Genomic DNA, 26989 nt, shown 5'->3' with positions numbered 1-26989 from the left:
CCATCAAGTATTGCGAGTTCTGTTTTTCTGAAAAAGGAGGACAATTGCCATCATTGAACATGATGTGCAAGGACCCTGCGATGAGGACTTTTACCGGTTTGGCCCTGGTGGCGCTGCTGATGAGCACAATGGTTGGCTCTGCGTCGGCCGGGGGGCTTCAAGCCAGCCACCTGGCGCCAATCGTCGCCAGCCCGGTCGGGTTGCAGCATTCGCAATCGGTCGGCGTGCTCTACAGCGACAACACCCTCGACAACCTTGAGTACCTGGCGCGCTACCACGCCATGGCGGTCAATGGTGCCAAGGGCCAGCTGGACGAGCAGATTCGCCAGGCCTTCGTCGACAGTTCCGACCCGGACCTAGCGATTGACTGGCTGATGGCTTCGTTGCGGCACACCTTTGCCTCGGTCACCCGTTACGACAACCTTGATGCGCTGTTGCAGGCGCACCCGGATGTGGTGGTGATGCTCGATACCTACAACCAATTGCTGACCCAGCGTAATGATCGGGTGGAAGCGCGGTTTGTTGCCAAGTTCTATGACCTTGACCTGCAATACATCGCCAAAGCCGAGGGTTCGATGCAAATGCACTTGCCTAATGTGTGGGTACATGACAAAACGGCGCCCCAGATCGCTGCACAGATTGGGCAGCAGCGCGACGTTCAGTTGAACGCATTAAAGCAGTTCGATGCCTCGCTCAAGGCGTTGCTCGCTGCCGGTTAGCCCACTTCGTTTATTTTTCAGGAATTTTTATGCGCGTGTTGTTAGTGCCAGCGATGGCTTCTGCTTCTTTTTTGATGACGGGCTGTGCATCCGCCCCCAATGCCCCAACCCTTACCCTGCAAACCGCCAAGGACCCTGAAGCCTACGTGCAGTGCGTGGTGCCCAAGTTCGAGAAAAACGGCATGACCTCCACGGTCACGCAGAATTCGCGGCATGCCCGGATCGTGGTGAGCAGCAAGATCGCCGCGGACAACATCCTCGAAGTCTACAAGTCCCAGGACGGCGGCAAGGTGTTCCTGTACGAGCGCAAGCCGTTGGCATCGACGTTCAAGCCGTCGCGGTTCGAGCATGCGGCGCAGGATTGCCTGTAATCGACTGGGGCCAGTCTGTGGTCTGTGGGAGCTGTCGAGCCCCGGCGAGGCTGCGATGGCATCGCTGCGGTATGACAGTGACACCGAGGTGATCCCATCGCAGCCTCGCTAAAGCTCGACAGCTCCCACAGTTGATCTTCATTGTCTTGAGCGAATGATTCAGCTCGGCTTTGGCTCGCTGCTGAACGTATCGACCGCTTTCACCAACCCCTTGGCCGCCAACGCCACCAACTCACCGCCTTTTTGCGGGGTGGCCAGCGCCGGGTCTGAACCCATGCGCCCATCCGGGAATCGCGCGCGGAAGTCGCGGGCTTCGCGGATCGGGCCGGTGTTGGCGATTTGCGGCGAGTAGTCAGCCGACTTGATCGCGTCCGGGTAGGCCCATTGGGTCACGGCAATCTCCGACGGCGTGGCATGGCTGCCATGGCCCACCGGGAACTGCTGGTGGGCCAGTTCGTTCACGCCTTCCAGGTCCCACCAGTTGCACAGTTTCAGCGCATAACCCGACGGGCGCCCGCTGAAGCTGGCTTCGGCATACAGCTCGGAGAACGCCGCTTCGATCGAGGCGATATTGCCGCCGTGGCCATTGAGAAACAGGATCTTCTCGAAACCATGGCCTGCCAACGAGCGTACCCAATCACCAATCGCCGCGATAAAGGTCGAAGGGCGCAGGGAAATGGTGCCCGGGAAGCCCAGGTGATGCTGGGCCATGCCGATATTGAAGGTCGGGCCGATCAGGATGTCGGCGTTCTTCTGCGCTTCATGGGCAATGATTTCCGGGCACATCCAGTCGGTGCCCAACAGGCCGGTGGGGCCGTGTTGTTCGTTGGAGCCGATGGGAATCACGATGCTGCGGCTGCGTTCCAGAAACTGGCCAATCTCGATCCAGGTGGATTGATGTAAAAGCATCTCAGGTTCTCTCTCTCATCAAGCCCAGGAACACGGTGGAGTTCCTGGTGGCGTGAGCCGCATGGTGCACGGCAACAGCGAGAGCATCAACCGCCTTTGACAGTACCGGCACTCGCCATCTGGCGCGGCTTGCAGTTGAGGTAAGCCGAGGACTTCAGCCAGCGCTGGTCGGGGTACCAGGAAAACATGAACTGGCCGTCCTTGAGTTTGTCCACCACCTGGCGCGCTACCTGCGGGCGTACGGCGGGGCAACCCTGGCTGCGGCCGATACGGCCTTCGCGCTTGCTCCACAACGGGCTTACATAGTCGGCGGCATGGATCACGATGGCGCGGTCCCGTGCACGGTCATTGAAACCCGGCTCCAGGCCGTCCATGCGCAGCGAGTAGCCGTGGGCGCCTTCGTAGCTCTCCTGGGTGCGGAACAAGCCAATGCTGGACTGGTAACTGCCTTCACGGTTGGAGAACTGGGTGGCGAAGTTTTCCCCGGATTTTTGTCCGTGGGCCACCAAATCCCGCAGCACTAATGTCTTCTTGCGCAGGTCGAAGATCCATAGGCGACGAGCGGTCGAAGGTTGGGAATAGTCGATCACCGCCAGCCGGTCGGACTGTTCGATGCCATTGCCCACCGCGCATTGCATGGCGCTCAAGGCTCTTTTCAGTACATCGGGGTTGAGTTCTGGAGCGGCGTGGGCGAGGCTGCTATACAGAGTAAGAGGTTTACCCGTGTCTGCGAGCGCAACGGTGCTCAGCGAGGCAAAGGTCGAGATGATCAGGCCGAGTCGGCAGCAAAAGGTCAGCATGTATAAAGCATCTCCGCCGTGGATGGGAGCTAAGCGATTGTTCAAAAAACACGCATGTTACTTGAGCATTTGCCTGCTCGTTGCACCGCTGGTCGCGACAGCCGAAGACCTGTTGGTGGTGTCGCCGGCCCCGGTGCAATTGGCGCTCTCGCAATTGTCGACCGTTTGCCCAGGCCCGGCCGGGCAGGTCGATGCGCCTTCCCTGGCGCGTTTGCAGGCGTTTTATCAGCAGCAGGGCGACGTGGTGCTGTGGTCCGAGGGGGATCGCCGCGCCGCATTGCTAGCCCAACTGCAGTTGCTGGCCGACGATGGCCTGGACCCGACTCACTATAGACTGCCCCCGGCGGATGCCACGGGGAACGTGCTGTGCATCGATATCGGTACCAGCCAGCAGTACCTGCAAGCCCTGCAGGACCTGCATTTCGGCCGCTTGCAGCAGTCGCGCTTCGAGCCCGTCTGGCATTCGCAACCGGCCCCGGACCCCGACACCCAATTGCTGGCCATGGCCGAGGCCGGCATGCAGAACGTCGCCCGAGCCTTCGACCAGGCCCGCCCGAGCGCGCCGCTATACCTTGGCCTGCGCAGTGCCTACGCCGCCTTGCGCCAGCAACCGTTGCAGCATTGGGAAGCCGTGGCCAGCGGCCCGTTGCTGCGCCCGGGCATGGACGATTCGCGGGTGCCGCAACTGGCGCGGCGAATGGTCAATGGCGGCTACCTGAGCGCCACCTCCGCGGGGACGCAATACCGTGGCGAGTTGGTCAACGCGGTCAAGACCTTCCAGCAAAGCCATTCCCTGCAAGCCGACGGCGTGATCGGCCCCGGCACGGTCACCGAGCTGAACATCAGCCCGGCGATTCGCCGCGAACAATTGCGCATCAACCTTGAACGGTTTCGCTGGCTGTCCCGGGACCTGGAACCCGAGGGCGTGCTGGTGAACGTGGCCGCGGCGCAACTGAGCTTCTACCAGGGCGGCGTGCCCGTGTGGCAAACCCGCCTGCAAGTCGGCCGCGCCGACCGCCAGACGCCGCTGCTGAAGTCGCGCATCACCCGGCTGACCCTGAACCCCACCTGGACCATCCCGCCCACCATCATGCGCGAGGACAAGCTGCCGGCGATCCGCCTGAACCCCGAATACCTGCGCCAGCAGAACCTGCAAGTGCTCGACAGCCAGGGCAACCCGCTGGCACCGGAACAGGTCGACTGGTCGCACCCCGGCAACATCCTGCTGCGCCAGGGCGCCGGCCCGCGCAACCCGCTGGGCCGGATCGTGCTGCGCTTTCCCAACCCGTATTCGGTGTACTTGCACGACACGCCGAGCCAGCCGCTGTTCTCCAAGGGCCCGCGGGCCTTCAGTTCGGGATGTGTGAGGGTTGAGCAGCCGCTGCTGTTGCGCGACTTGCTGGTGAGCCCGGCGGAGAAGATCCGCACCGAAGAATTGCTGGCGACGGAAACCACCCACGAGTTCCGGCTCGCGACGCCGGTACCGGTGCTGCTGGGGTATTGGACGGTGCAGGTCGATGGCAAGGGCGCGTTGCTCTACGCGCCGGACATTTACGGGCGCGACCCGGTGTTGATGAAAGCGATGGAGAGTGCGCTCTAGGCGCTTAGCTGAGCGTTGATCATCGTCAGCGCCTCATGGGGAGACAAGCGCGCCGTATCGACGGTCAATGGCGACTCGACCCATGGCTCATATTCATGGGCCAGGACGGACTGCCAGGTGGGCGGTGTGAGCCCCGGAATGTCGCTGGTGCGTGATTCCACGCGACGTTGGTGTTCGTGTGGGTCGGAGCACACCACCTGGATATTCACCAGCGGCTTACCGGCGCTTAGCGCAGTGTCGCTCCACGCCTGACGACTTTCATCCACCGGGTTAACGCAATCGACGACAACCGTGTGGCCCAGCAACAGGTTGCTCAACGCCAGCGCATTGGCCACCTGGTAACCGCTGCTGCCCACACCTTGCTCCAGTACCCCTGCATCGCGGATGGCCTGCTCGATGGTGTCGATGCGCAGATACACGGCGCCGGATTGGCCGGCAAGGGCCTTGGCAATTGTGGTCTTCCCGGTGCCGGGCAGGCCGCTGAACACAATAAGCATGGTCGATCCTTCGAAGGGGTGAGTCGGCTCAGTCTACCGGGCGACTCACTTCAAATAACAGGCGCTGATCCAGTCCGAAGGCTTGGGCGCGAGTTGTTCGGCCACTGGCAGATACCGGGCGTCCAACTGCGCCGCCAGCCAGTACAGCGTATTGCTGCTTTTCGGGTTCCATTCGCCGCTGTAGCCAGGCTCACCTACGCGGGCCCGGTCCCGGTCGAACTGCACGTGGGTATGCACGAACTCTTCGTGGCTGCGCTGGCCTTTGGCATACGGCGCAAGCCAGTCCAGTGCTTCGCTCAGCGAGCCGCCGTGGGGCGCGGTGACGTCCAGCCAGTTGCCGCCAATGCCGTAGGGCTTGGCCGCCAATGCGGCCTGCACCAGCGGCTCCAGGTCGTAGACCACATAGTGCAGGGCGTCACGGTCCTGGAAGTCGCTCACCGAGCCGTCGGGCAGTACGTTGTCGTTGATCTGTTGCCGGAACAGCTGGAAGGCCTGTTCGAGCATCTCGCGGTCGCCCAGTGCGGCGGCGGCCACCGTGACCAGTTTTACGCGGTGGCTCTGCCAGTTATTGGTGTTGGTGGCTTTCTTTTCGCCGTGGAACTGCTTGATGCGCTCGATATAGCCATTGCCCAGGTTGGTCAGCAGCGCGCGGGTGGCGTCGCGGGTCTGGGGGCGAAGGTCGCTGGCGGTGAGGGCGTAGGCGCTGATCAGCATGTCGAGGTTGGTTTCGTCGATCGGGTTGAAGTCCGGCTGGTAGGTGCTGGCCCACGCGCTCAGGTAGTCATCCACTTGCTTGAGGTAGCGCGTGTCACGGCTCATGCGCCAGGCCAGGGCCGCCTGGCGCATGACTGGCCAATCCTTCTCGGCGGCGATGCTTTGCTCGCGGATGCCGTGGTTCGGCAGGGTACCTTCGGTGTGCAGATGGGGCAGGGCGTCGGGCTGGTCGCCGAGGTGGCGCTGGGCGGCAGCCAGCAGCGATTTGGAGGTCGGATTCGAGGTGGCGGGCTGGCAGGCACTCAGGACCTGGGGCGCGGCAAAGGCGGCGTTGGCGAACGCGGCGAGCAGCGCGGCGAGGGCCACGGTTTTCAGAGAGCGTTGTAGCATGCAGTTTCTCGGTGTTGGATTGACCGGGTCGGGGCGCAGCCACGCTACCATGCCCGTGATGGGAATTTGATGAAATACCCGCCAGCCCCCTATCCTAGCCCGCCAAGCCCGGTCGAGAACAGGACGCCCCATGACTTTGCAGTTCGTGAAGATGCACGCCCACGGTGATGATTTCATCGTGATCGACCGGCGCGGCCAGGATGACCCGATCACCGCTGAAATCGCCCGCCGCCTGGGTGACCGTCATCGCGGCATCGGCTTCAATCAATTGGCCGTGGTGCTCGACTGCACTGACGCGGCCGCCCGTATCAAATTCTGGAACCCCAACGGCACCCCGCTCGACACCTGCGGCAGCGCCACCCGCGGGGTTGCAGACATGCTGATGCGCGAAGCCGGCACTGCCACCCTCGTGCTGCGAACCAACCGGGGGCTGCTGACCTGCGTGCGCGAATCGGCGCAGCGGGTGTCGGTGGACATGGGGCGGCCGTCAGTGGGCTGGGAAGCTATTCCGCTAGCGCAAGCGATGGACACCGAACGCTTGCCGCTGGAGGGCAACCCGGCGGCGTGCAGCATGGGCAACCCGCACTGCACCTTCTTTGTCGATGACCTGGCGACGGTCGATATTGCAGCGGTTGGCCCGTCGCTGGAAACCCACCCGTTGTTCCCCAACAAGACCAATGTGCATTTCGTGCAGGTACTCGACCGGGGTCATATCCGCCTGCGCATCTGGGAACGGGGCGGCGGTATCCCGCAGGGCTCGGGTTCGTGCTGTTGTGGCGCGGTGGTCAACGGGATTCGTCGTGGGCTGCTGGATGACACCGTCGACGTGCAATGCGATGGCGGTACCGTGACGGTGCATTGGGATGGGCGTGGCGGCGTGGTGTTGACGGGGGCTGTCCAAACCGTTGTTCACGGCACTGTGGCTGCCGCGCTCATGGGTGGCGCAATGGAAAGTGCACACTGAAGGTGGTGCCCCGGTCCGGGTTTGAGCTCACCGAAACACCTCCATCATGGGCCTTGGCAATTTCCCGCACGATAAACAGCCCCAGGCCAACGCTACGCACCTCACTGTCCTGCTCCGTGCCTCGGGTCATGGGCTCAAACAAGCCAGCCATCAACGCTTCGGGAATCGCCGGGCCGTGGTTATGCACCGAGAGCCGGCTCTCTTGCGCGTCCTGGTGCGAGGTGATGGTAATCGGCTGTTGCAGGTCGCCGTACGCCACGCTGTTGGCCACCAGGTTGCCGATGATTTGTTGTATGCGGTCGGCATCCAGGAACGTGCGGGCGCTGCCCGTGGCGTGATGTTCGAGGGTCGCCGTGGGGAATGCCACTTGCAACTCGTCGAGACTGTCACGGGTGACGGCGTGCAGGTCGAGTGCTACGGGATTGATGCTGATGCCCTGGCCGACTCTGGCCTGGGTGAAGTCCAGCAAGTCGGCGATCATCCGCTGCGCCCGTTCGGTGGACAGGCCGATATGCCCCAGGAGTTGGCGCTCCTTGGGGCTGCGCTCGCCACGGGCGAGGAACTCCGAGGCCATCTTGATCGCGGTCAGCGGGTTCTTCAGGTCATGGCTGACAATCGCGACCATCTGTTCGGCAAACAGCGCCCGGCGCTGGGCGATTTCATAGGCGCTGCTCAGTTCGGCCTGGGCCTGCTGCAGCGCGACTTCAGTGGCGGTCTTTTCCTGCAACAAGGCTTCAGCCAGTTTGCGGGCATTGAGCAGTTCACGCTCGTACTTGTCGCGGTCGGTGGTGCCGAAGAGGGCCAGTTCGTTATAGGCAATGCCGGCATGTTCGTACCTGACGCCGTTGAGCAATACCGTGACGGTGCGCCGGTCACGGTGCAGCAGGTCGAGTTTTACTTCAGCGATGGAGCCCTGCATTTTCATCAGCGGCCCCAGGTGCGTCTGATGGAAGATCCGCCCGCCCATCGTCAGCAAGTCCTGGAACCGTCGTTCTTTCAACTCATCGATGCTGAAGCCGGTCCAGTCGCTGAAGCACTGGTTGGCCTGCACGATGGTGCCGTCTTCCCGGGTAACCACCAAGGCGCAGGGCGCGCCGTCGAACAAACGTTGAGGATCCGGCAACGACAGGTTATCGACTGGCATCGGCACCTACCCATGGCAACAGGAAACTGTCCATGGTCGCTGAGCAGGCCCCAGGTGCACTCATGTGCGGGCAATGCCCCACGTTATCGACCAGGCAATACGTGCTGGCGGGCAACGCCGCGTGCAGGTATTCACCCACGCAGACCGGTGCGATCAAGTCGTCGGTGGATTGCAGAATCAGGGTGGGGGTCATCAGGCCCGCGATGTCCTGGCGGTTGTCCGACAGGAAGGTTACCCGTGCGAAGCGCTTGGCGATGTCCGGCTCGGTGCGGCAGAAACTGTTGGTCAGTTCTTCGCCGAGGGCAGGTTGCCCGGGTGCGCCCATGATTACCGGGGCCATGGTGCTGGACCAGCCGAGGTAATTGCTGTCGAGGGTATCGAGCAACGAATGGATATCGTCGAGGGTGAACCCGCCCGTGTAGTCACCGGAATCGATATAGCACGGCGAAGGACCGATCATCACATGGGCGGCGATTGTTCCGGGCGCCTGGCGATCGGCCAGGGCGCCGATCATCGCGCTGACGGAGTGCCCCACCAGCACCACCGGGCCCACGGCGTATTCATCAACAATCTCGCCCAAGTCATGGGCGTAGCCGGCGAGTGAGCTGTATTTTTCGCTGTCGTACGCGCCCAGGTCGGACTGGCCAGCCCCCACCAGGTCATACAGCACCACACGGAAACGCCCGGTGAAATGAGGAAACAGATAATTCCACATGGTTTGATCACACCCGAAGCCATGGGAGAAAACCAGGGTCGAGGGACCGCTGCCATACACCCTGACATTGTTGCGCTGCTGAAGGTCCATGGCGTTCTCGTGTAGGGCGTGTGTGGGGGTGGCGTAAGTCTAGATAGTCGGTGGCGTCGGGTCACCTGTTTATAGCGTCGATAGGGTAAAGTCGGCCGATTCAGGATGAAACTTCAGGTAACAAAACATGATGGTGTTCCTACGGCGATGTGTCTTGGGCTTGCTACTGATCGTTTCCGGCTCGCAGGTGTGGGCCGATACCGTTCCCCCGGCGCCGGTCACGGTTGCGCTGGACCAGCGCGTGATCGACCTGACCCACACCTTCGACGCCGCCACTCAATCGCGCATGACCGCGCAACTCGCCGGCCTGGAACAACGCAAGGGCGCACAGGTGGCAGTGATGCTGCTGCCGAGCACCCAGGGCGTGGGCATCGAGGACTTCGCCAACCAACTGTTCCGTGCCTGGAAACTGGGGCGCAAGGACGTCAACGACGGCATCCTGCTGCTGGTGGCGAAGGACGATCGCAAGGTTAGGATCGAAGTCGGTTACGGCCTGGAGGGCGTGGTCACCGACCTGCTGGCCCACCGCATCATCGAGGAACACATCACCCCGGCGTTTCGCCAGGGCGATTACGCAGGCGGCGTGCAGCAGGCGGTGGACGACCTGACGCTGCTGGTGGACGGCGGCAACTTGCCCGAGGTGGCCAAGGCCGGTTTTCCGCCTGAAGCGTATGCGGTACTCCTGGCATTCATGTTTGGCGGGGTGGTCGGGGTATTGATGGGCGCCGAAAAACTCCCTTGGCGCCGGGCCCTGATGGCGGTGGTCGTTGTCACCGTGGTGCTGGTCGCGGTTGCGGGCGGCAAGGACTGGCCGGTCTATTTGCTGTTGCTGCCCCTGTGCATGCTGATCGGTGGCGCTACTTTCGGCGCGTTGTGGCAGGCGAGGGCGGCGTTTTACACCGTGCTGGTGCTGTTGGGCTATATCGCCGGCGTGCTGCTGACCGATAACTTCGTGCGCGAGATATCCCTTATTCACTGGCTGGCTTATCCATTCGCAGGGTTGCTGGTCCTGGGCCTGTATCTCGGCCTGTTCCTGGTGATGAAGAGCATGTGGCAAGAGAGCCAGGTGGGCTTTATCGCGCGGCTGTTGGCGGTGCTGGTGTTGTACGGGGTCGCTGGGGCATTGATTGACAAGGGCGCCACGGGATGGCTGCTGGCGTTTCCATTCGCTTCGTTCGCGGCGCTGTTCATCTTTGCCCACGGTATCAGCGGCGGGTCGGGGTCGGGGTCTGGTGGGGGCTCCAGCTCCTCCGGTTCGAGTTCCAGTTCCAGCAGCAGCTCATCGGGTGGTGGTGGTTCCAGTGGTGGGGGTGGGGCGTCGGGGAGTTGGTAAGCCTCCCCCGGAAGCTAGGCGGGCTTGTACGCAACCCAGCCCTTGAAGCTGAAGCCCGCGTAGAACAGTTCCACACCTTCGAAGCCTGCCTCCCGTAGCAGCGCTTCATCGTCGTTGGGTGACAGCACCGGCAAGTGGCTGCTGATGGCGGCAACCGCCCGCTGGGCATCTTCAGCCGGTACGCCGGAATCCACGGCATAGGCTGCATAACGCTTCAGCCAGCGCGCTTTTTCCTCTGGCGACGACTGCGGGAAGCTGTGATGCGCCGCAATCAAAGGCGCGCCCGGCGACAAGCGCCGCCACAGTTCTTTCAGGGTGTGCAGACGCTCTTCGGCCGGGATGAAATGCAAGGTCAGCAAGGACGTGGCGGCATCGAACGGCCCCTCGGGCGCGGTATCGATATAGCCTTCATGCAACTGCACCCGGGCCATCAGCGGACCCAAGGTGGCCTCGGCCAGCTTCAGCATCTCGGCAGACGGGTCCACCCCCACAAACTGCCACTCGGGCTGGCTGTCGGCAAACTTCTTCAACTCCAGGCCGCCGCCTGCACCGAGTACCAATACCTTGCCGGTGGCTGGGACGCTTTCGCGCAGCAACAGGGTGGTCATGCGCTGCAGGGACTCGAAACCCGGTACCAGCCTCACCGGGCCTTCGGCGTAGCGGGCAACAGCGTCGGGGTCTGAAAACCAGGTCATTGCTGGCTCCTGTTGGCGGGGGAAGCGATAACCCTACTGGGGCGAATTCAGGCTGGCAATTGCAGAGATGTGCAGTTGTGTTAAAACGTTGCCTTTGCTGATTTTGAGAGTACCCCTCGAATGCTCCCCGACATGCTTATCCGCGATGCACGACCTGAAGACGCGTTATGCATTGGCGTGCTGGGCATGCAGGTTTTTCTCGATACCTACGCCACCGAAGGCATTCGCGACTCAATCGCCGCCGAGGCGCTGCAAGCGTTTTCGCCCCAGACGATTTCCGCGCTGATCGCCCAGCCGGGCACGGCCATCATCGTCGCTGAAGCCAATGGGCATCTGGTGGGGTTTGCCCAAGTGGCGATGGACACCGGCCATGCGCTGATCTCAACCCCGAAGGCGGCGGAGTTGCAGCGGCTCTACATCCAGGAACGGTTTACCGGACTCGGACTCGGCTACCGTTTGCTGCAAGCGGCTGAACAGCGCGCAGGGCAGGGTGGCGCTTCTTTGTTGTGGGCGACGGTGTGGGTCGGCAACGAGCGGGCGCTGGGTTTTTATCCGCGTCGTGGTTATGAGTTGCTGGGAGCGCCGACCTACACGTTTCAGAATGAGAGCCATGAAAATCGGCTGTTTGGTAAAAGACTTCAGTCTTAACGCGTGAGCAATTGCACTTAAGAAAATCGAAATAATGTCGATATGATGTCATCGCTCACAAGGACCGTTTATCCGATGAAAGTGTTAAAGCTCGCCGTTGCCTGTGTATTCCCGCTGCTCGGCGCCTGTTCCGACTACCACTACAAGAACTACCAAGGCGATTGGGCCCCGGAAAAAATGCAACCGGTCGACCTCTCCGACAACCACCCGAATGCAGCGCTGGTGTACTTCGAAACGTTCCGGGTACGTGAACTGGGCGTGCCGTTTCACCGCTTGGTGTTGGCCACGGAAGTAGACGGCGTTGCGCTCCCGGGCGCCGGTCGACGTTCAATCCTTGATGTGTCCGGTGAACAGGCGCTCAAGTTGGCTCCGGGCAAGCATTCATTGCGCTGGTGCAACGTGTCGATGAACGCCTTGGGCACCGGCGGCGCCTTCTGCAACAAAGGCGCCGATGATGTGGTGTTTGCCGGGGGCCAGCGGTATGTCGTGACCTTCCGCATGACCGCCAGCACCAAGGGCTACCCGGGTGCCTACAGCGTGGAGTACCGCACGTACTCGACGATCAAGAACCTGGATACTCAGGAAGTCATTTTTCCGTTGGAAGGACAGGGTGATGGCTGAGCGCCTCGCACTGGAGAAGTTGGCTTATCTGGAGTTCCTGCGCCTTCTTGAGGCGAGTCATTTTGAATCGCAGCGCACCGGCCAAGCGTTCTACAACCACTTCGACTTGCACCGGCTTTCGGATCAACAAGCGCTAGCTGGGTTGTATGCGGCGGATGGGCGTCAGGCGATAAAGCTGATTGAGCGTATGTTCGACATCGAGTGAAGTAAGTTCCTCAGAGCATTTTGCTCAGGAACACCCGGCTGCTGCCTTCCGGGTCGCACGGGATTTCACCAAACCGCACCCAGCCATTCTTCTCGTAAAACTCCGGGGCCTGGAAACTGAGGGTGTACAGCATCGCCGAGCGGCAGCCACGATGACGGGCTTCGTCTTCGAATGCTTTCAGCAGCGTTGTGCCCAGGCCTGAGCCACGCAGGGCCTCGGGCAGATAAAACAGGTCGAGAAAGGCCATGCCGAGGCTGGTTTTTCCGGTGATGCCGCCGAGGGTTTCACCGGTGTCGGGATCCTTGATCAGCACCGTCAACGGACGTCGGTCATTGGACCCGGTGACGTGCTCGTTGAAGGCGGCGAGGCCGCTGCCCAGGAGCTGCTCGGCTTTGGCGTCTGGCTGGTCGCCGACCTCAATCAGATGCGGCTTCATAGATCCATCACCATCTCATGCCACGCCATCCCGCCATGGTCCGACGCCGACGGCTGCACATAGCGATAGCCCATGCGCTTATACAGCTCCACATGGCGGTCCTTGCACATCAGGTGAATGGTCTTCTTGCCCATCGCCTGCATGCGCTGCACGAACTCCGTCATCAAGCGCGTGGAGTAGCCCTTGCCTTGCTGGGCGGGATCCACCACCACCGACATGATCACCACATTCGGCGCATCGGCTGAATGCCCGACCAACTCCTTGAAGGCCTCATCCGACATCACCACTTCATCGGCGCAACCGCAGTTGATGAAACCGACCACAACACCATCCGCCTCCAGGATCAGAAAGCCTTGCGGGTACAGCGCAATGCGCGTGGCGATCTTTTCCAGGGTCGCGGCTTCGTCGCCTTCGTAGGCGGTGATTTCGATTTCGTAGCAACGGTTGGCGTCGGCGGGGTTGGCGTTACGGAAGGTGAGGGCGGGCATTGGGTTACCGGAGAAGTTGAACGACGGCCCCCATGATAAAGAAAGAACACCCCGACAGCACCGCCGAACACAAACCCCACTCACACCACCGACCCCCTGTGGGAGCCGTCGAGCTTTAGCGAGGCCGCGATGGCGGCCTTCCTGGCACCACCAATATTCGCCAAGCCGGATAACTGGAAAACCCGCAAATGCGGGTTTTCTCGTAACTGAGCCAGGCTCTATTAAACCCCACCCACCAACTTCCCCCCCTCCAACCGACGCTTATACGCACTGTCCCGACTCGCCAACCAGAAATACAACGGCGACGTCACCACCAACCCCACCAACCAGGACAAATCCGCCCCGTTGATATGCGCCGAAATCGGCCCGACATACAGCGGCGTATTCATAAACGGAATCTGCACCACAATCCCCACCGCATAGGCCACCAGCGCCTGAGGGTTGTACCGCCCGTAGATCCCTCCATCCACGCGAAAGATCGAACCGATGTCGTACTTGCCCTTATGGATCGCGTAGAAGTCGATCAGGTTGATCGCCGTCCACGGCACCAGCACCACCAGCAGCACCAGCACCATGTCCACGAAGTGCCCGATAAAATCCTTTGACGCAAACACCGCCGCAATCGAGCACGCCGCCAGCACCAGCACCGAGATCACGGCACGCGCCTTGGCGGTCGGGATCCAGCGGTAGGCAAAGGTCTGTACCAGGGTGATCAATGACAGCACGGCGCCGTACAGGTTAAGTGCGTTATGGCTGATCACGCTGAGCAGGAACAGCAACAGCATCAGCGGGCCAATGGAGCCGGTCGCCAGTTTGACCGCGTCCATGGTGTCCATGCCCACCGGCGTAGCCAGTACCGCAACCGCACCAAAGATGAACGACAGGCTGGAACCGAGCACGGTGCCCAGATAGGTGGTCCAGAAGGTCGACGCCACCGGCACATCCGCCGGCAGGTAGCGCGAATAGTCCGAAACGTACGGCGCAAACGCGATTTGCCACAGCGCGGCCAGCGACACGGTGGCCAGCCAGCCGGAGATGTTGAAGTTACCGCGTGTCAGGAAGTCGGCCGTCTGCACATGGGTGAAGATGTAGCCGAAACCCAGCACGATGCCCGCGCCCAGCACCCAGGTGCCGATGCGGTTGAGGACGTGGATGAAGCGGTAGCCGATGATGCCGATGATCCCCGAGCCGATGGCGCCGATGACGATGCCGACCGGTACCGGGATCACGTCGACGACGCCGTGCAGGGATTTGCCCGCCAATACGATGTTGGAGGCGAAGAAGCCGATGTACATCACGCCGGCGATCACCACCACCAGCAGTGCGCCAAGGGAGCCGAACTGGGCGCGGCTCTGGATCATTTGCGGGATGCCCATCTGCGGGCCCTGGGCCGAGTGCAGCGCCATCAGCACGCCGCCGACGAGGTGGCCGACGAGGATGGCGATGATGCCCCACACCAGGTTCAGGCCGAACAGTTGCACGGCCAGCGCGCCTGTGACGATGGGCAACGGCGCGATGTTGCCGCCGAACCACAGGGTGAACAGGTCTCTTACCTTTCCGTGGCGATCTTCCGGGGGCACGTATCCAATCGTGTGTTTTTCGATAAGCGGGGCGGAGGATGTTGCAGTGGTAACCATGACGAGCTCCAAGGCAAGGTGAGTACGTTGACGTACTTCGCTGGGCGGCGCGTGTGCGTCGCTTTTGTTGTTGGAGTGATCATGTGCAATGGTCACAGGGAGGTAAATTAGTAAGTTTGTTGCTATAGACCTTAAAAATAATATCTCGCGGGGTTTTTTGCTCCGGTATGTTGCATGCACTTGAATCAGTGTGAAAAAGCCGATTTTCACGCACTTGTTTGGGGCGAAATCCCACGTTTATGGAGGTCCCGATGGCTGCCTATAACCTGCGCCAGCTCAGATATTTTGTAACCACGGCCGAGTGCGGCAGCGTGGCAGAGGCCTCGCGCAAGCTCTATATCGCGCAACCGTCGGTGTCGACGGCCATCAAGCAGTTGGAAGACAGCTTCGGTGTGCAGCTGTTTATCCGCCATCACGCCCAAGGGGTGTCGCTGACGCCAAGCGGTGCGCGGTTCTATCGTAAAGCCCTGGAGCTGCTGCGGGTGGCCCATGAGTTTGAGCAGAACGCCCTGGCAGACAATGACGTGGTGGCGGGGCAGATCGATATCGGTTGCTTCGAAACCGTGGCACCGCTGTATTTGCCGCGGTTGATTGCCGGTTTCCGGGAGCGTTGGCCGGGGGTGGAAATCCGCCTGCGCGATGGCGAACAACAGGAACTGGTGCAGGCGCTGACGGCCGGCAGTATCGATGTGGCGATGCTGTTTGAGCATGACCTGGGCAGCGCCATCGAGACCACGCCGCTGATGCCGCCGCAGCAACCCTATGCGTTGCTGCCGGCGGATCACCGGTTTGCGCAGCAGGCCAAGGTGTCGTTGGCGGACTTGGTGCTGGAACCGATGATTTTGCTGGATGTGCTGCCGAGCCGGACGTACTTCGTGAGCATCTTTGAAGAGCGTGGGCTGACGCCGAATATTGTCTTCAGTTCGCCGTCGATCGAGATGGTGCGGGGGATGGTGGGGCGCGGGTTCGGGTTTTCGATCCTGGTGACCAAGCCGTTTTCGCCGTATTCCTATGACGGGCAGAAGCTGGTGTGCGTGCCGTTGGCGGAGACGGTGACGGGGTCGGGGTTGTCGGCGGTGTGGTTGCGGCGGGCGCCGTTGACCAAGCCGGTGCAGTTGTTTGTGGAGTATTGCCGGGAAGAGCTGGCGCGGTTGTTAGGTTAGACACAGAACTAAAATGTGGGAGCGGGCTTGCTCGCGAAAGCGGTGGATCAGTCAATACATCGGGTGACTGTCGCACCGCATTCGCGAGCAAGCCCGCTCCCACATTTGGCCCGCGTTTCAGGCGCGAATCGAGTCGAGCATGCGCAACAACATGGCATCGCAAGCCTTCAGTTGCGCAACACTCACAAACTCATCCGGCTTATGCCCCTGGTCCATGCTCCCAGGCCCGCACACCACCGTCGGAATGCCCGCCGCATCAAACAACCCACCCTCGGTCCCGAACGCCACGGTTCCAAATTCCCGCGAGCCGCAAAACGCCGCAATCAGCTCCGCCGCCTGGCTGCGCTGGTCGGTGGCCAGCCCCGGGTACGCCGACAACTCACTGAAGCGAATCGCACTCTGCCGGCTCACCGCCTGCATCCGCGGCAACACCTGCTGCATCGCATAGGCTTGCAGCTCCTCGGCCACTTCACCCGGGTCCATCGAGGGCAGGGCGCGCACTTCAAAGTCAAAACGGCAATCGGCAGGCACGATATTCAACGCCTTGCCCCCGGAGATCACCCCGGTTTGCACGGTGCTGAACGGCGGGTCAAAGCGCTCGTCCTGATGCACCTTGAGGCGCTGGCCGATTCGCCCCAGCTCACCAATCAACTCGGCCGCATACTCGATCGCATTCACGCCCTGGGGCGCATACGCCGAATGGCAGGCCTCGCCATGCACTTCACAGCGCATGGCGAGCTTGCCTTTATGGCCCAGCACCGGCTTCAACTCGGTGGGCTCGCCGATAATGCACAGCACCGGTTTCACCGGCCATTGTTCCAGCACCTTGAGCAACGAACGCACCCCAAGGCAGCCGACTTCCTCGTCGTAGGACAGGGCGATGTGCACCGGCATGCGCAAGTCTGCGCTTGCCAAGGCCGGCACCAGCGCCAGTACACAGGCGATGTAGCCCTTCATGTCCGCAGTGCCCCGGCCAAACAGCTTGCCGTCGCGTTCGGTCAACTCAAACGGCGGCAACGTCCACGGCTGGCCATCCACCGGCACCACATCGGTGTGCCCCGACAGCACAATCCCGGGCACATTCGCCGGGCCGAGGGTGGCGAACAGATTGGCCTTGCTGCGCTCATCGTTGTAGATCAACTCGCAAGGCACGCCGAACCCTGCCAGGTAATCGCGCACGAACTCGATCAGCTTCAGGTTGGATTCGCGGCTGGTGGTATCAAACCCCACCAGCGCTTGCAGCAGTTCCCGGCTGGTGCTCATCGGTCGTCTCCGGCCACGCCGTAGCCAGGGGAGCGGTCCGGGGCGAGGGCGCGGTCGATGTAGTCCTGCACCTGTGGACGGTAGGCGTCCCAGAGCTTTTGCAGCTCGGCGATCGGCTGCTCGTCGGCCCAATCCACCCGCAGGTTGATGATCGGCCAGGTCAGCTCGCCCACCACCACCAGCGCGGCGGAATGCACCGGCCCGGCTTCGCCCCCGGCGGCAATGGCCGCATGCATCGCGGCCAGCAGGCGGTCTGCCAGTTGGCCTTCGCCTTGCTCGAAGGCCTTGACCATCGCCTCGATCACCGCGCGGTCGGCGAGCATATTGCCGGCGGCCACGCACTGTTCGCCCGACACCGCATTGTGGGTGCCAAGGGTTTCGTTGCCGCTGAAATGCACCGTGCGCCCGAGGTGATCAATCGCCGTCAGTTGCCGGTATTGGCTGTAGCCGTTGCGGGTCAGGGCCTTGTCTACGGCATCGGCAGGGGCAAGGCCTTGCTCCAATAGATCGAGTACGTCCGGGCCCAGGGCGGGCAGGGTGATGTTCTGGGTCGAGACCGCACCCACGCCGGGCCGCAGCCATGGGCAGCGGGCGCCTACGGCGATGCTCGATGAGCTGATGGCAATGCCCATCTGGCCGGTTTCCGCGCAGCGGGCGACGATTGAAAAGGTCATGTCGTGCCTCCTTGGGTTACTCGGGGATAACTGCAATCACGTCGATTTCCATCAGCCACTGTGGCTGGCCCAGGGCCGAAACCACCAACCCGGTGGAGATCGGGAACACGCCCTTGAGCCACTTGCCGACTTCCTGGTACACCGGCTCGCGGTAGCGCGGGTCGATCAGGTAGGTGGTGGTCTTGACGATGTGGCTCAGGTCGCTGCCGGCCTCTTCCAGCAGTTGCTTGACGTTTTTCATTGCCTGTTCGGCTTGCGCGCGCGGGTCGCCAAGGCCGATCAGGTTGCCGTCGAAATCGGTGCCCACCTGGCCCCGTACATACACCGTGTTGCCGGCGCGTACGGCCTGGCACAGGTCATTGTCCAGGCTCTGGTTAGGGTAGGTTTCCTTGGTGTTGAACATGCGGATGCGAGTGTGAGTAGGCATCAAAAAAACTCCAGAAAAAAGTGATCAGGCGCTGACAGGTGAGGTGTGAACAACCGGTGTGGGTTCGCGGTACTCAAGGTATTGACGCTGGATGGCGATATGGTCGGCCACGTACTTGGCGTCATGCCACACCCCCCAGATAAACGACGAGCCCCGGCGCGACTGCCATGGCAAACCGAGGAAGTAGATGCCCGACTCGCTGGCCACGCCGCGCTGGTGCTGCGGCTTGCCGGCGGCGTCAAATGCATCGACCTTCAGCCAGCTGTAATCCACGGCAAACCCGGTGGCCCAGATGATTGAAGTGATACCGGCCTTGGCCAGGTCCAGTTCCAGGATCGGGTGCTTGATGCACTCGGCATCGGGAAACACACGACGCGCTTCGGGCTCTGGCGGCAGGTCGAGGCCGTTGCGCTCGATATAGGCATCCGCCGCATCCAGCAGGGCCAGGTAGTTCTCATCGCCGCGGGCCAGGTTTTCCACCAGGTTGGGCTGGAAGCTCGCAACGCTGCCGTTGAAGGATTGGGTCAGGCCGACCAGGGTCATGCCTTGTTGGGCCAGCTCGCGGAAGTCGATGGTCTTGCCGCCGTGGGCGCCGCTCACCGCAATGGTCACGTGCTCGCGGCCGGGTTTCATCGCGGCCTGGTCCCACTCACCCAACACGCCCAGCCACCAGCAGAAATCGCGGTTGCGATAGGCACGCGGTGGGCGGTCGTGAGCACCCACCGACAGGTACACCTGGCGCCCGGAGCGTTGCAGTTCGTCGGCGATCTGCACCCCGGAGGAGCCCGCCCCCACCACCAGCACCGCGCCGGCCGGCAGTTGCGCGGGGTTGCGGTAGTCGGCGGAGTGGATCTGGTGCAGCGCGCTGTCTTGAGGCGCAATTGCCGGAATCACCGGCTTCTGGAACGGCCCGGTGGCCGCCACCACGCGGTTGGCTTCGATCACGCCTTCGCTGGTGTGGATGGTGAAGCCTGGGCGACCGACATTGCGCACCACCGAGGTCACGTCGACGCCGGTACGAATCGGTGCATTGAACTTGCGTGCATAGGCTTCGAAGTAGTCCGCCACACGCTCTTTCGGCGCAAAGCCATCGGGGGCGACGTTATCGAAAGCCAGGCCCGGAAAACGGTCATGCCAGGCCGGGCCGTTGGCGACCAGCGAGTCCCAGCGGCCGGTGCGCCAGCGCTCGGCGATACGGCTGCGCTCCAGCACCAGGTGCGGCACGCCTTGCTTGCTCAGGTGCTCGCTCATGGCAACGCCAGCCTGACCGGCTCCCACCACCAGCGTGTCTGTTTTTGTTATTGCTTGAGTCATGTGTCTGTCCTTGCGTAATGCAGTTGGATTCAGCTTGGGCATGGCTTCAAGGCTAGGGGGAGGGCGGTTTTTAATAAAATATTATTAAGCTGGGAAGTGAGCATAAATATCGGATGCAGGCTCACCCTATCGGGTGATTTCGAGGATGGAGCGGGTGTGCAACCATCCTTGCAGTTCTTTCAGCGAGTGTTTGAAGTGGAAAACGACCGGCTTTCTTCTGCGCAATGGTTCGAACAGATGGCCCGGGTGACCGATAGCATCGGGCAATCGGGGTTCGCCGCGACCTTGTTCGAGGCTCTCGGTTATCTCCAGCCGATCCAGGCCACCACGCTGTATTTCTACCCGCGCGGCGGTATGCCCAGTGCGCTGTTCGAGCTGGACGGGCCATGGTTGCCACAAGGCAATGTGCGCCAGTACCTGTCGGGGTTTTATCTGCTCGACCCGTTTTACGGGGCCTGTGTGGAGGGCGTCAGCTCCGGGTGTTACGAGCTGGCCGAGGTCGCCCCCGATCACTTCGAGCTCAGCGAATACTTCCAGTCGTTTTACCGGCACTCCCATCTGGAGGATGAGCTGAACTACATTCTGCAGTCGAGCAACGGCTCGAGCCTGGCGGTGTCGCTGGCCTTTACGCAAAAGCTCGACGCCACCACCACCGGGCAATTCAAACGCATCGCGGCGTGGGTGCTGGCGGTGCTGGGCAAGCATTTCGTTGGCCTGGATGCCCAGGGGGCGCGTTTTGAAAACCTGCTGGAGCAGCGCATTCACTCGGCGCTGAACAACTTCGGCTCGTCGATATTGACCGAGCGGGAATGCCGGATCGCCCAACTGATCCTGCGCGGGCATTCCACCCGTTCGCTGGCCGAACGCCTCGATGTCTCGGAAGACACCATCAAGTCCCACCGCAAGCACATCTACACCAAGCTCGATATCGGCGCGCAATCGGAACTGTTTGCCCTGTTTATCGATTCGCTGGCCGAAGCCCAGGGCGTCCTGAGCAAAGACCCCCTTGAAAGCTACATGAGCAAGCACCGCTGAGCGGCGTTGCTCGCCCTTGCGTCACTACTAATAAGAGAGAAATACCATGAACGTACCCGCCCAACTGAACCGCCTGACCGAGGACTACCAGAAGTCGGATGCGGCCCACCACATCCATGCATTTGTCGATCAAAAAGCGCTGAATGCCGAAGGCCCGCGGGTGATGGTGCGCGGTGAGGGCCTTTACCTGTGGGACAGCGAAGGCAAGCGTTACCTGGACGGCATGTCGGGCCTGTGGTGCACCCAGCTGGGTTACGGTCGCAGGGACTTGACTGCTGCCGCTGCCGCCCAGATGGACCAGTTGGCGTACTACAACATGTTCTTCCACACCACCCACCCGGCGGTGATCGAGCTGTCGGAGTTGCTCTTCAGCCTGTTGCCGGGCCACTACAGCCACGTGATCTACACCAACTCCGGCTCCGAGGCCAACGAAGTACTGATCCGTACCGTGCGCCGTTACTGGCAAGTGGTAGGCCAGCCGCAGAAAAAAATCATGATCGGGCGCTGGAATGGTTATCACGGCTCCACGCTGGCGGCGTCTGCCCTGGGCGGCATGAAGTTCATGCACGAGATGGGCGGCCTGATTCCCGACGTGGCACACATTGACGAACCCTACTGGTACGCCCATGGCGGCGAGCTGACGCCTGCCGAGTTCGGCCGCCGCTGCGCCTTGCAGCTGGAAGAGAAAATCCTCGAGCTGGGCGCTGAAAACGTCGCCGGGTTTATCGCCGAGCCGTTCCAGGGCGCGGGCGGCATGATCTTCCCGCCGGAAAGCTACTGGCCCGAGATCCAGCGCATTTGCCGGCAATACGATGTGCTGCTGTGTGCCGATGAGGTGATTGGTGGCTTTGGCCGTACCGGCGAATGGTTCGCCCATCAACACTTCGGTTTCGAGCCCGACACCCTGTCCATCGCCAAGGGCCTGACCTCCGGTTACCTGCCGATGGGTGGCCTGGTGCTGAGCAAGCGCGTGGCCGATGCGCTGGTGGAGCGCGGCGGCGTGTTTGCCCACGGGCTGACCTATTCCGGGCACCCGGTGGCGGCGGCGGTGGCGCTGGCCAACCTCAAGGCGCTGCGGGACGAAGGCATCGTGCGCCAGGTGAAGAACGACACCGGACCATACCTGCAAAAAATCCTCCATGAAGTGTTTGGCAATCACCCGGTGATCGGCGAGATCCAGGGCACGGGCTTGCTCGCGGCCTTGCAGTTCGCTGAAGACAAGAGCACCCGCAAGCGCTTCGAGAACGAAAACGACCTGGCCTGGCAGTGCCGCACGTTTGGTTTCGAAGAGGGCGTAATCATTCGCTCGACGCTGGGCCGCATGATCATGGCGCCGGCACTGGTGGCCACGCGCACTGAGCTGGACGAGCTGGTTGAAAAGACCCGCATCGCCGTGGATCGCACCGCACGGATCGCGGGAAAACGCTGAAGTGACCAGCGCGCCACCCCAGGCGAGGGGTGGTGCGCAACCTCCATCAGGCAACGCTGAACGGCATCGATGCCATCGAATGCCGCGACGCCCTGCATCCCCATTTCCAGGAGTCACCCATGAATACAATAACAAACGTGACCGATACACCCGCTCATCAATCCTCACCCAAAGCCGCCTCGTCCCGCCGGTTCCGTCAGCCGCTGGGTCTTATCGGGCTGGTGCTGTTCGGCCTGGCGTACATGGTGCCGCTGGCGGTGTTTACCACCTACGGCCTGGTAACCCAAATGACCAAGGGCCACTTGCCGACCGCCTACATGCTGACTCTCGCCGCCATGCTGCTGACGGCCTACAGCTATGGGCGCATGGTCCAGGTGCATCCCTATTCGGGCTCGGTCTACTCTTACACCCGCAAGGCGTTTGGCGCCTACTTCGGCTTCATCGCCGGGTGGACCCTGTTGCTGGACTACATCTTCCTGCCGTTGCTCAGCTATTTGCTGATCGGCATCTACATGTCCGAGTATTTTCCCGGGGTGCCGACCGCCGTGTGGGTGCTCGGCTCGATTGCCCTGGTGACCACGCTGAACCTGGTGGGCATCGAGTCCATCACCCGGGTCAACTGGATACTCATCGTCGCTCAGTTGGTGTTCATCGTGGTGTTCGTGGCGTTGTCGGTACACACCCTGAGCGAGCAGTCCGCACCCGTGTCGCTGCTGGCGCCATTCCACCATGAAGGCTTCAGCGCGCCGCTGATCATGGCGGGCGCCGCGGTGCTGTGCCTGTCGTTTCTTGGCTTCGATGCGGTATCGACCATGGCCGAGGAAACCCCCAACCCACGCCGCACCATCCCGTTGGCGATCATGGTGGTGTCGCTGTTCGGCGGCCTGCTGTTCCTGCTGGTTTCGTATTTCGCGCAAATGGTGTTCCCGCAATGGAACAGCTTCGTCGACCCGGATGCCGCCTCGGTGGATGTGATGCGCCGGGTGGGCGGCGAACTGCTGGTGACCGCCTTTACCGCAACCTATGTCGCCGGTTGCTTCGCCTCGGCGATGGTCTCCCAGGCCAGTGTGTCGCGGGTGCTGTTCGCCATGGGGCGTGACGGCGCGCTGCCCCGCGTGCTCGGCAAGCTGGTGACGAAAAAGCGCGTGCCCGCCACGGCCATCGTGCTGGTCAGCCTGTTCTCGCTGATTGCCTTGTTCATCACGCTGGATACCGTCGCCAACATGATCAGCTTCGGTGCGCTGTTTGCGTTCTCGGCGGTGAACCTGGCGGTGATCAAGCACTACCTGGTCGACCAGAAGTTGCGCGGTACCAGGAACTACTTGCTGTACGCGGTTGTGCCGGCGCTGGGGTTCCTCAGCACGATCTGGCTATGGAGCAGCCTTTCCAGCCTGTCGTTCACCATCGGCCTGTGCTGGATGGGGCTTGGGCTCCTGTGCCTGCTGGGCATCACGCGGGGGCTGCGCGTGAAGATGCCGGAACTGCAGATCGCCGAGTGAACCCCTCGTCTATCCATCGCCATTCATTGGGAGTACAACGTGTTCGACCTTAACTACTGGCAACAGCGTGTTGCCCGCCAGACGTTCATCAACACCGCCCTGATCGGTGGCCGCTCAGTGAATGCGGCATCCGGGGCGACCTTCGATGCCATTAACCCTGCGACCCAGCAGTTGCTGTCGCGGGTTGCAGCCTGCGGTGACGCAGAAGTCGACCTGGCCGTGCGCAGCGCACGCCAGGCCTTCGAGACCGGCCCCTGGCGACGGATGCCGCCGGTGGAGCGCAAGAAAATTTTGATCAGGCTCTCCGAATTACTGATGACCCACCGCGAGGAACTGGCGCTGCTCGATTCGCTGAACATGGGCAAGCCGGTGATGGACGCCTACAACGTTGACGTGCCCGGCGCCGCCAATGTGTTTGCCTGGTACGGCGAAGCCCTCGACAAACTCTACGATCAAGTCGCGCCCACCGCTCACAACGCGTTGGCAACCATCACGCGTGAAGCACTGGGGGTGATCGCGGCGGTGGTGCCGTGGAACTTCCCGCTCGACATGGCCGCCTGGAAACTCGCGCCGGCGTTGGCGGCCGGTAACAGCGTGGTCTTGAAACCTGCCGAGCAGTCGCCGTTTTCTGCCCTGCGCCTGGCCCAGCTTGCCCTGGAAGCCGGTGTCCCGGAAGGTGTGTTGAATGTAGTGCCCGGCCTCGGCGACAGTGCCGGCAAGGCCCTGGGGCTGCACCCCGACGTGGATTGCCTGGTGTTCACCGGCTCCACTCAGGTGGGCAAATACTTCATGCAGTATTCCGCCCAGTCCAACCTGAAACAGGTGTGGCTGGAGTGTGGCGGCAAGAGCCCGAACCTGGTGTTTGAGGACTGCCAGGACCTGGACCTTGCGGCGGAGAAGGCCGCCTTCGGCATCTTTTTCAACCAGGGCGAAGTGTGTTCGGCCAACTCCCGTCTCTACGTGCAACGCTCCATCCATGACGAATTCGTCGAGCGCCTGATCGCCAAGTCGCGCGCCTGGATGCCGGGTGATCCGCTGGACCCCGGCAGTGCGGCCGGGGCCATTGTCGACAGTCAGCAAACCGCGCGCATCATGCACGCCATCAGCCAGGCCCAAGGGGAGGGCGCCAGGCTGTTGTGCGGTGGCGAACAGTTGGCCATCAATGGCTCCTCCAACTTCATCCAGCCAACCATTTTTGCCGACGTGACCCGCGACATGGCCCTGTCCCGTGATGAAGTGTTCGGCCCGGTGCTTGCGGTGAGCGCCTTCGACACGGAAGGGCAGGCAATCCAGCAGGCCAATGACAGCCTCTACGGCCTGGCGGCCTCGGTATGGAGTGATGACCTCAACCGTGCGCACCGTGTGGCCCGTGCCCTGAATGCCGGGACGGTGTCGGTCAACACCATCGACGCCCTGGATGTGGCGGTGCCGTTCGGTGGTGGCAAGCAATCCGGGTTCGGGCGTGATTTGTCGCTGCACGCTTTTGACAAGTACACGCAGCTGAAAACCACCTGGTTTCAGCTGCGTTGACTCAAGCGGTTATCCGGTCGTGTATTTATGCGTGCGCGGCCGGCACAACTACAGGCAAAATCAGCGCGAACTCAGAGGGCTTTGAACACCATGGTCACTATTCGCGTAATGAGCACTGCCGACTACGACGCCGTGCTCGAACTGATGCAGAAAACGCCTGGCATCTCCCTGCGCGATGCCGACTCCCGCGAGGCCACTGAGCGTTACCTGGAGCGCAATCCAGGCATGAGTTTCGTCGCCGAGGTCGATGGGGGGCTGGTTGGGTGCGTGATGTGCGGGCACGATGGCCGGCGCGGGTATTTGCAGCACTTGCTGGTGCTGCCCGCGTATCGGCGCCAGGGTATTGCGAACGCGTTGGTTGAGCGCTGCCTCACCAGCCTGGCGCAATTGGGCATCCGCAAATGCCACCTGGATGTGTTCAAGACCAACGACAGCGCTGCCCGTTATTGGCAGGGCCAGGGCTGGCAGCTGAGGACCGATATTGATCGCTATTCGTTTACCCGACCGGGTGACGAGAACGCCTGACGTCCATGGAGGGACAGATGCTCGAGATACGACGCGCCACGCTGGAAGATGCACAGGCAGCCTTCGACATTCGCCTGTTGGCCATACGCAGCCAATGCATCGGCGCCTATACGTCCGAGCAGATGATGTTGTGGACGCAAGGCGCAGCCAAGGACGGTTACGACACGCTGATGGACAAGCATTTTTACCTGGGCTGCGTGAACGCTGAACCTGTGGCCACCGGCATGCTGGATCTGGCGAACAACGAAATCGGTGCGCTGTTTGTGCTGCCCGGGTTTACCGGACGCGGGATTGGCAAGCAGATACTGGCGTATCTGGAAGCGTTGGCGCAGGAATTGGGGATCGAGGAAGTGATCCTGGACGCGACGTTGAATGCGGCGGATTTTTATCGGCGGTGTGGGTATGTGGGCGATGAGCAGGCGATCTACCACTCGCCATCGGGGTTGCAGTTGGCCTGTATTCCTATGCGTAAACACCTGCGCCGTTTGCGCTGACACGGAAAAACTGTGGTGAGGGCGCTTGCAGTGGCGAGGGAGCTTGCTCCCGCTGGGTCGCGAAGCGGCCCCAATAAAGCTATCGCAATCTGACTGAAAGAACTCGCTGACCTTCTTGGGGCTGCTGCGCAGCCCAGCGGGAGCAAGCTCCCTCGCCACAGGTCATGTGTCGTCCTGGGTATTGAACTCCGTACGCAAACACCTGATCACCTCGCTCACCGAAGCTCCTTGAACCACCGGCGGCGTAGGGCTCTCACCAAACTCCCGCCAGATAAAAAGCGTCAGCTCCGCACCGTCGGTAGCCTTCTGCTGCGTCCCGAAATCCTGCAACACCCGATAGCGCTCATCCTGCCAGAACAGCGCTTCAACCCATCCATACACCGGTATGAAATGAAAGTGCAGCGGGAAGCCCGGCATATGCCCGAACCGGCTGATGTAAAGCCACTTGGGCTTCAACTGAGCCTCCATGACCCGCTGGGTTTTGGCCAGCAACCCACCCAACTCCGCGAGCGCCGCATCGGGCATCTCGGCCAGTGAGTCAACCGGCGCCTTGGCACCCAGCATCAGGTAGCCCGGCAGTGCGGATGACAGGTGATGATTGAGCAGCCAGTGCTCGGTCTCATGCACAACAAAGGATGGATCGATCTTCATCGACGGGCT

General features: G+C 61.8%; 30 protein-coding genes. 15 read left to right on the top strand and 15 right to left on the bottom strand.

The window, feature by feature from the left end:
* Window positions 1–80: 80 nt before the first annotated feature.
* Window positions 81–719: an ATPase gene (locus HX824_RS06780; RefSeq protein WP_177022007.1), complete on the top strand. Its 639-nt coding sequence runs from the start codon at window positions 81–83 to the stop codon at window positions 717–719.
* 29 nt (window positions 720–748) lie between these two features.
* Window positions 749–1090: a hypothetical protein gene (locus HX824_RS06775; protein WP_177054353.1), complete on the top strand. Its 342-nt coding sequence runs from the start codon at window positions 749–751 to the stop codon at window positions 1088–1090.
* 159 nt (window positions 1091–1249) lie between these two features.
* Here HX824_RS06775 and HX824_RS06770 read toward each other — a convergent pair whose 3' ends face one another.
* Both HX824_RS06770 and HX824_RS06765 read right to left on the bottom strand, forming a co-directional pair.
* Window positions 1250–1999 carry a creatininase family protein gene (locus tag HX824_RS06770; RefSeq protein ID WP_102368837.1) on the bottom strand — a complete coding sequence of 250 codons (750 nt, stop codon included), beginning with the start codon at window positions 1997–1999 and terminating at the stop codon, window positions 1250–1252.
* 86 nt (window positions 2000–2085) lie between these two features.
* A complete protein-coding gene (locus tag HX824_RS06765) occupies window positions 2086–2799 on the bottom strand; it encodes a murein L,D-transpeptidase catalytic domain family protein (RefSeq protein ID WP_023658766.1) in 714 nt (237 codons plus the stop codon).
* A gap of 37 nt (window positions 2800–2836) precedes the next feature.
* Between HX824_RS06765 and HX824_RS06760 the strand changes: the two genes are divergently transcribed.
* Entirely contained in the window at window positions 2837–4399 is a 1563-nt protein-coding gene (locus HX824_RS06760; RefSeq protein ID WP_177054352.1) for a murein L,D-transpeptidase, read from the top strand.
* Here the strand turns inward: HX824_RS06760 and HX824_RS06755 are convergent.
* Together HX824_RS06755 and HX824_RS06750 are read right to left on the bottom strand one after the other, a co-directional pair.
* Window positions 4396–4896 (bottom strand): AAA family ATPase, encoded by a 501-nt coding sequence (locus tag HX824_RS06755; protein WP_177054351.1) that lies wholly within the window; start codon window positions 4894–4896, stop codon window positions 4396–4398. The two genes, HX824_RS06760 and HX824_RS06755, sit on opposite strands and share 4 nt — an antisense overlap.
* 45 nt (window positions 4897–4941) lie before the next feature.
* Window positions 4942–6000 (bottom strand): alginate lyase family protein, encoded by a 1059-nt coding sequence (locus HX824_RS06750; RefSeq protein WP_177054350.1) that lies wholly within the window; start codon window positions 5998–6000, stop codon window positions 4942–4944.
* Window positions 6001–6130: 130 nt separating this feature from the next.
* On the opposite strand from HX824_RS06750, the gene dapF reads away from it, so the two are divergent.
* A complete protein-coding gene (gene dapF / locus HX824_RS06745; protein ID WP_134326373.1) occupies window positions 6131–6964 on the top strand; it encodes a diaminopimelate epimerase in 834 nt (277 codons plus the stop codon).
* Here dapF and HX824_RS06740 read toward each other — a convergent pair.
* Both HX824_RS06740 and HX824_RS06735 read right to left on the bottom strand, forming a co-directional pair.
* Window positions 6933–8108 carry a PAS domain-containing sensor histidine kinase gene (locus HX824_RS06740; RefSeq protein ID WP_177054349.1) on the bottom strand — a complete coding sequence of 392 codons (1176 nt, stop codon included), beginning with the start codon at window positions 8106–8108 and terminating at the stop codon, window positions 6933–6935. The two genes, dapF and HX824_RS06740, sit on opposite strands and share 32 nt — an antisense overlap.
* Window positions 8095–8913 (bottom strand): alpha/beta fold hydrolase, encoded by an 819-nt coding sequence (locus HX824_RS06735; protein ID WP_177054348.1) that lies wholly within the window; start codon window positions 8911–8913, stop codon window positions 8095–8097. Before HX824_RS06735 ends, HX824_RS06740 begins: the two co-directional genes overlap by 14 nt.
* A 127-nt stretch (window positions 8914–9040) precedes the next feature.
* On the opposite strand from HX824_RS06735, the gene HX824_RS06730 reads away from it, so the two are divergent.
* Entirely contained in the window at window positions 9041–10246 is a 1206-nt protein-coding gene (locus HX824_RS06730) for a YgcG family protein (RefSeq protein WP_177054347.1), read from the top strand.
* Between the two features lie 14 nt (window positions 10247–10260).
* On the opposite strand, the gene HX824_RS06725 is transcribed toward HX824_RS06730, so the two are convergent.
* Window positions 10261–10941: a class I SAM-dependent methyltransferase gene (locus HX824_RS06725; protein ID WP_134326377.1), complete on the bottom strand. Its 681-nt coding sequence runs from the start codon at window positions 10939–10941 to the stop codon at window positions 10261–10263.
* Window positions 10942–11073: 132 nt separating this feature from the next.
* On the opposite strand from HX824_RS06725, the gene HX824_RS06720 reads away from it, so the two are divergent.
* The 3 genes from HX824_RS06720 (at window position 11074) to HX824_RS06710 (ending at window position 12415) form a co-directional block, all read left to right on the top strand.
* Window positions 11074–11589 (top strand): GNAT family N-acetyltransferase, encoded by a 516-nt coding sequence (locus HX824_RS06720; RefSeq protein WP_256346935.1) that lies wholly within the window; start codon window positions 11074–11076, stop codon window positions 11587–11589.
* A 75-nt stretch (window positions 11590–11664) separates the two neighbouring features.
* Window positions 11665–12210, top strand: a complete 546-nt coding sequence (locus HX824_RS06715; protein ID WP_017475120.1) for a hypothetical protein — start codon at window positions 11665–11667, stop codon at window positions 12208–12210.
* On the top strand, window positions 12203–12415 hold the full coding sequence (locus HX824_RS06710; RefSeq protein ID WP_087692434.1) for a hypothetical protein: 213 nt from the start codon (window positions 12203–12205) through the stop codon (window positions 12413–12415). Before HX824_RS06715 ends, HX824_RS06710 begins: the two co-directional genes overlap by 8 nt.
* A gap of 10 nt (window positions 12416–12425) precedes the next feature.
* On the opposite strand, the gene HX824_RS06705 is transcribed toward HX824_RS06710, so the two are convergent.
* From HX824_RS06705 to HX824_RS06695, 3 genes are all read right to left on the bottom strand, one after another.
* The gene (locus HX824_RS06705; protein WP_087692433.1) at window positions 12426–12851 is read right to left on the bottom strand and encodes an N-acetyltransferase; all 426 of its coding nucleotides are present in this window, start codon (window positions 12849–12851) and stop codon (window positions 12426–12428) included.
* Entirely contained in the window at window positions 12848–13339 is a 492-nt protein-coding gene (locus HX824_RS06700; protein ID WP_177054345.1) for a GNAT family N-acetyltransferase, read from the bottom strand. Before HX824_RS06700 ends, HX824_RS06705 begins: the two co-directional genes overlap by 4 nt.
* A gap of 221 nt (window positions 13340–13560) precedes the next feature.
* Window positions 13561–14976, bottom strand: coding sequence for a cytosine permease (locus HX824_RS06695; protein WP_008435358.1), 1416 nt, complete (start codon window positions 14974–14976; stop codon window positions 13561–13563).
* Between the two features lie 251 nt (window positions 14977–15227).
* On the opposite strand from HX824_RS06695, the gene HX824_RS06690 reads away from it, so the two are divergent.
* Window positions 15228–16139: a LysR substrate-binding domain-containing protein gene (locus HX824_RS06690; RefSeq protein ID WP_003210159.1), complete on the top strand. Its 912-nt coding sequence runs from the start codon at window positions 15228–15230 to the stop codon at window positions 16137–16139.
* Window positions 16140–16256: 117 nt separating this feature from the next.
* Here HX824_RS06690 and argE read toward each other — a convergent pair whose 3' ends face one another.
* The 4 genes from argE to HX824_RS06670 are packed head-to-tail and all read right to left on the bottom strand — an operon-like array spanning window position 16257 to window position 19859.
* Entirely contained in the window at window positions 16257–17402 is a 1146-nt protein-coding gene (gene argE, locus HX824_RS06685; protein ID WP_177054344.1) for an acetylornithine deacetylase, read from the bottom strand.
* Window positions 17399–18076: a DUF1028 domain-containing protein gene (locus HX824_RS06680; RefSeq protein ID WP_003207324.1), complete on the bottom strand. Its 678-nt coding sequence runs from the start codon at window positions 18074–18076 to the stop codon at window positions 17399–17401. Before HX824_RS06680 ends, argE begins: the two co-directional genes overlap by 4 nt.
* A gap of 16 nt (window positions 18077–18092) precedes the next feature.
* Entirely contained in the window at window positions 18093–18503 is a 411-nt protein-coding gene (locus HX824_RS06675) for a RidA family protein (RefSeq protein ID WP_003207327.1), read from the bottom strand.
* A 24-nt stretch (window positions 18504–18527) separates the two neighbouring features.
* Entirely contained in the window at window positions 18528–19859 is a 1332-nt protein-coding gene (locus HX824_RS06670) for a flavin-containing monooxygenase (RefSeq protein WP_371135990.1), read from the bottom strand.
* Window positions 19860–20054: 195 nt separating this feature from the next.
* Between HX824_RS06670 and HX824_RS06665 the strand changes: the two genes are divergently transcribed.
* The 6 genes from HX824_RS06665 (at window position 20055) to HX824_RS06640 (ending at window position 26329) form a co-directional block, all read left to right on the top strand.
* The gene (locus HX824_RS06665) at window positions 20055–20852 is read left to right on the top strand and encodes a helix-turn-helix transcriptional regulator (protein WP_052024240.1); all 798 of its coding nucleotides are present in this window, start codon (window positions 20055–20057) and stop codon (window positions 20850–20852) included.
* A gap of 46 nt (window positions 20853–20898) precedes the next feature.
* Entirely contained in the window at window positions 20899–22281 is a 1383-nt protein-coding gene (locus HX824_RS06660; protein ID WP_177054343.1) for an aspartate aminotransferase family protein, read from the top strand.
* A 119-nt stretch (window positions 22282–22400) separates the two neighbouring features.
* Window positions 22401–23780 carry an APC family permease gene (locus HX824_RS06655; protein WP_177054342.1) on the top strand — a complete coding sequence of 460 codons (1380 nt, stop codon included), beginning with the start codon at window positions 22401–22403 and terminating at the stop codon, window positions 23778–23780.
* Between the two features lie 39 nt (window positions 23781–23819).
* A complete protein-coding gene (locus HX824_RS06650; RefSeq protein ID WP_177054341.1) occupies window positions 23820–25310 on the top strand; it encodes an aldehyde dehydrogenase in 1491 nt (496 codons plus the stop codon).
* Window positions 25311–25337: 27 nt separating this feature from the next.
* A complete protein-coding gene (locus tag HX824_RS06645) occupies window positions 25338–25835 on the top strand; it encodes a GNAT family N-acetyltransferase (RefSeq protein WP_080673230.1) in 498 nt (165 codons plus the stop codon).
* Window positions 25836–25852: 17 nt separating this feature from the next.
* Entirely contained in the window at window positions 25853–26329 is a 477-nt protein-coding gene (locus HX824_RS06640; RefSeq protein WP_177008600.1) for a GNAT family N-acetyltransferase, read from the top strand.
* A gap of 162 nt (window positions 26330–26491) precedes the next feature.
* Here the strand turns inward: HX824_RS06640 and HX824_RS06635 are convergent, their stop codons facing one another.
* Entirely contained in the window at window positions 26492–26980 is a 489-nt protein-coding gene (locus tag HX824_RS06635; RefSeq protein ID WP_102368849.1) for an HIT family protein, read from the bottom strand.
* Between the last annotated feature and the right edge of the window lie 9 nt (window positions 26981–26989).

Origin of the sequence: Pseudomonas sp. D4002 (assembly GCF_013385665.1) — a bacterium.
Taxonomy (GTDB): Bacteria; Pseudomonadota; Gammaproteobacteria; order Pseudomonadales; family Pseudomonadaceae; genus Aquipseudomonas.
Note: the sequence above shows the minus strand (reverse complement) of the source record. Positions and strands in the feature narration are given on the sequence as shown.

Coding starts and splice junctions, on each gene's coding strand:
- HX824_RS06780 (WP_177022007.1), top strand. CDS start 81: ATGAGGACTTTTACCGGTTTGGCCCTGGTGGCGCTGCTGATGAGCACA.
- HX824_RS06775 (WP_177054353.1), top strand. CDS start 749: ATGCGCGTGTTGTTAGTGCCAGCGATGGCTTCTGCTTCTTTTTTGATG.
- HX824_RS06770 (WP_102368837.1), bottom strand. CDS start 1,999: ATGCTTTTACATCAATCCACCTGGATCGAGATTGGCCAGTTTCTGGAA.
- HX824_RS06765 (WP_023658766.1), bottom strand. CDS start 2,799: ATGCTGACCTTTTGCTGCCGACTCGGCCTGATCATCTCGACCTTTGCC.
- HX824_RS06755 (WP_177054351.1), bottom strand. CDS start 4,896: ATGCTTATTGTGTTCAGCGGCCTGCCCGGCACCGGGAAGACCACAATT.
- HX824_RS06750 (WP_177054350.1), bottom strand. CDS start 6,000: ATGCTACAACGCTCTCTGAAAACCGTGGCCCTCGCCGCGCTGCTCGCC.
- dapF (WP_134326373.1), top strand. CDS start 6,131: ATGACTTTGCAGTTCGTGAAGATGCACGCCCACGGTGATGATTTCATC.
- HX824_RS06740 (WP_177054349.1), bottom strand. CDS start 8,108: ATGCCAGTCGATAACCTGTCGTTGCCGGATCCTCAACGTTTGTTCGAC.
- HX824_RS06735 (WP_177054348.1), bottom strand. CDS start 8,913: ATGGACCTTCAGCAGCGCAACAATGTCAGGGTGTATGGCAGCGGTCCC.
- HX824_RS06730 (WP_177054347.1), top strand. CDS start 9,041: ATGATGGTGTTCCTACGGCGATGTGTCTTGGGCTTGCTACTGATCGTT.
- HX824_RS06725 (WP_134326377.1), bottom strand. CDS start 10,941: ATGACCTGGTTTTCAGACCCCGACGCTGTTGCCCGCTACGCCGAAGGC.
- HX824_RS06720 (WP_256346935.1), top strand. CDS start 11,074: ATGCTTATCCGCGATGCACGACCTGAAGACGCGTTATGCATTGGCGTG.
- HX824_RS06715 (WP_017475120.1), top strand. CDS start 11,665: ATGAAAGTGTTAAAGCTCGCCGTTGCCTGTGTATTCCCGCTGCTCGGC.
- HX824_RS06710 (WP_087692434.1), top strand. CDS start 12,203: ATGGCTGAGCGCCTCGCACTGGAGAAGTTGGCTTATCTGGAGTTCCTG.
- HX824_RS06705 (WP_087692433.1), bottom strand. CDS start 12,851: ATGAAGCCGCATCTGATTGAGGTCGGCGACCAGCCAGACGCCAAAGCC.
- HX824_RS06700 (WP_177054345.1), bottom strand. CDS start 13,339: ATGCCCGCCCTCACCTTCCGTAACGCCAACCCCGCCGACGCCAACCGT.
- HX824_RS06695 (WP_008435358.1), bottom strand. CDS start 14,976: ATGGTTACCACTGCAACATCCTCCGCCCCGCTTATCGAAAAACACACG.
- HX824_RS06690 (WP_003210159.1), top strand. CDS start 15,228: ATGGCTGCCTATAACCTGCGCCAGCTCAGATATTTTGTAACCACGGCC.
- argE (WP_177054344.1), bottom strand. CDS start 17,402: ATGAGCACCAGCCGGGAACTGCTGCAAGCGCTGGTGGGGTTTGATACC.
- HX824_RS06680 (WP_003207324.1), bottom strand. CDS start 18,076: ATGACCTTTTCAATCGTCGCCCGCTGCGCGGAAACCGGCCAGATGGGC.
- HX824_RS06675 (WP_003207327.1), bottom strand. CDS start 18,503: ATGCCTACTCACACTCGCATCCGCATGTTCAACACCAAGGAAACCTAC.
- HX824_RS06670 (WP_371135990.1), bottom strand. CDS start 19,859: ATGCCCAAGCTGAATCCAACTGCATTACGCAAGGACAGACACATGACT.
- HX824_RS06665 (WP_052024240.1), top strand. CDS start 20,055: ATGGCCCGGGTGACCGATAGCATCGGGCAATCGGGGTTCGCCGCGACC.
- HX824_RS06660 (WP_177054343.1), top strand. CDS start 20,899: ATGAACGTACCCGCCCAACTGAACCGCCTGACCGAGGACTACCAGAAG.
- HX824_RS06655 (WP_177054342.1), top strand. CDS start 22,401: ATGAATACAATAACAAACGTGACCGATACACCCGCTCATCAATCCTCA.
- HX824_RS06645 (WP_080673230.1), top strand. CDS start 25,338: ATGCGTGCGCGGCCGGCACAACTACAGGCAAAATCAGCGCGAACTCAG.
- HX824_RS06640 (WP_177008600.1), top strand. CDS start 25,853: ATGCTCGAGATACGACGCGCCACGCTGGAAGATGCACAGGCAGCCTTC.
- HX824_RS06635 (WP_102368849.1), bottom strand. CDS start 26,980: ATGAAGATCGATCCATCCTTTGTTGTGCATGAGACCGAGCACTGGCTG.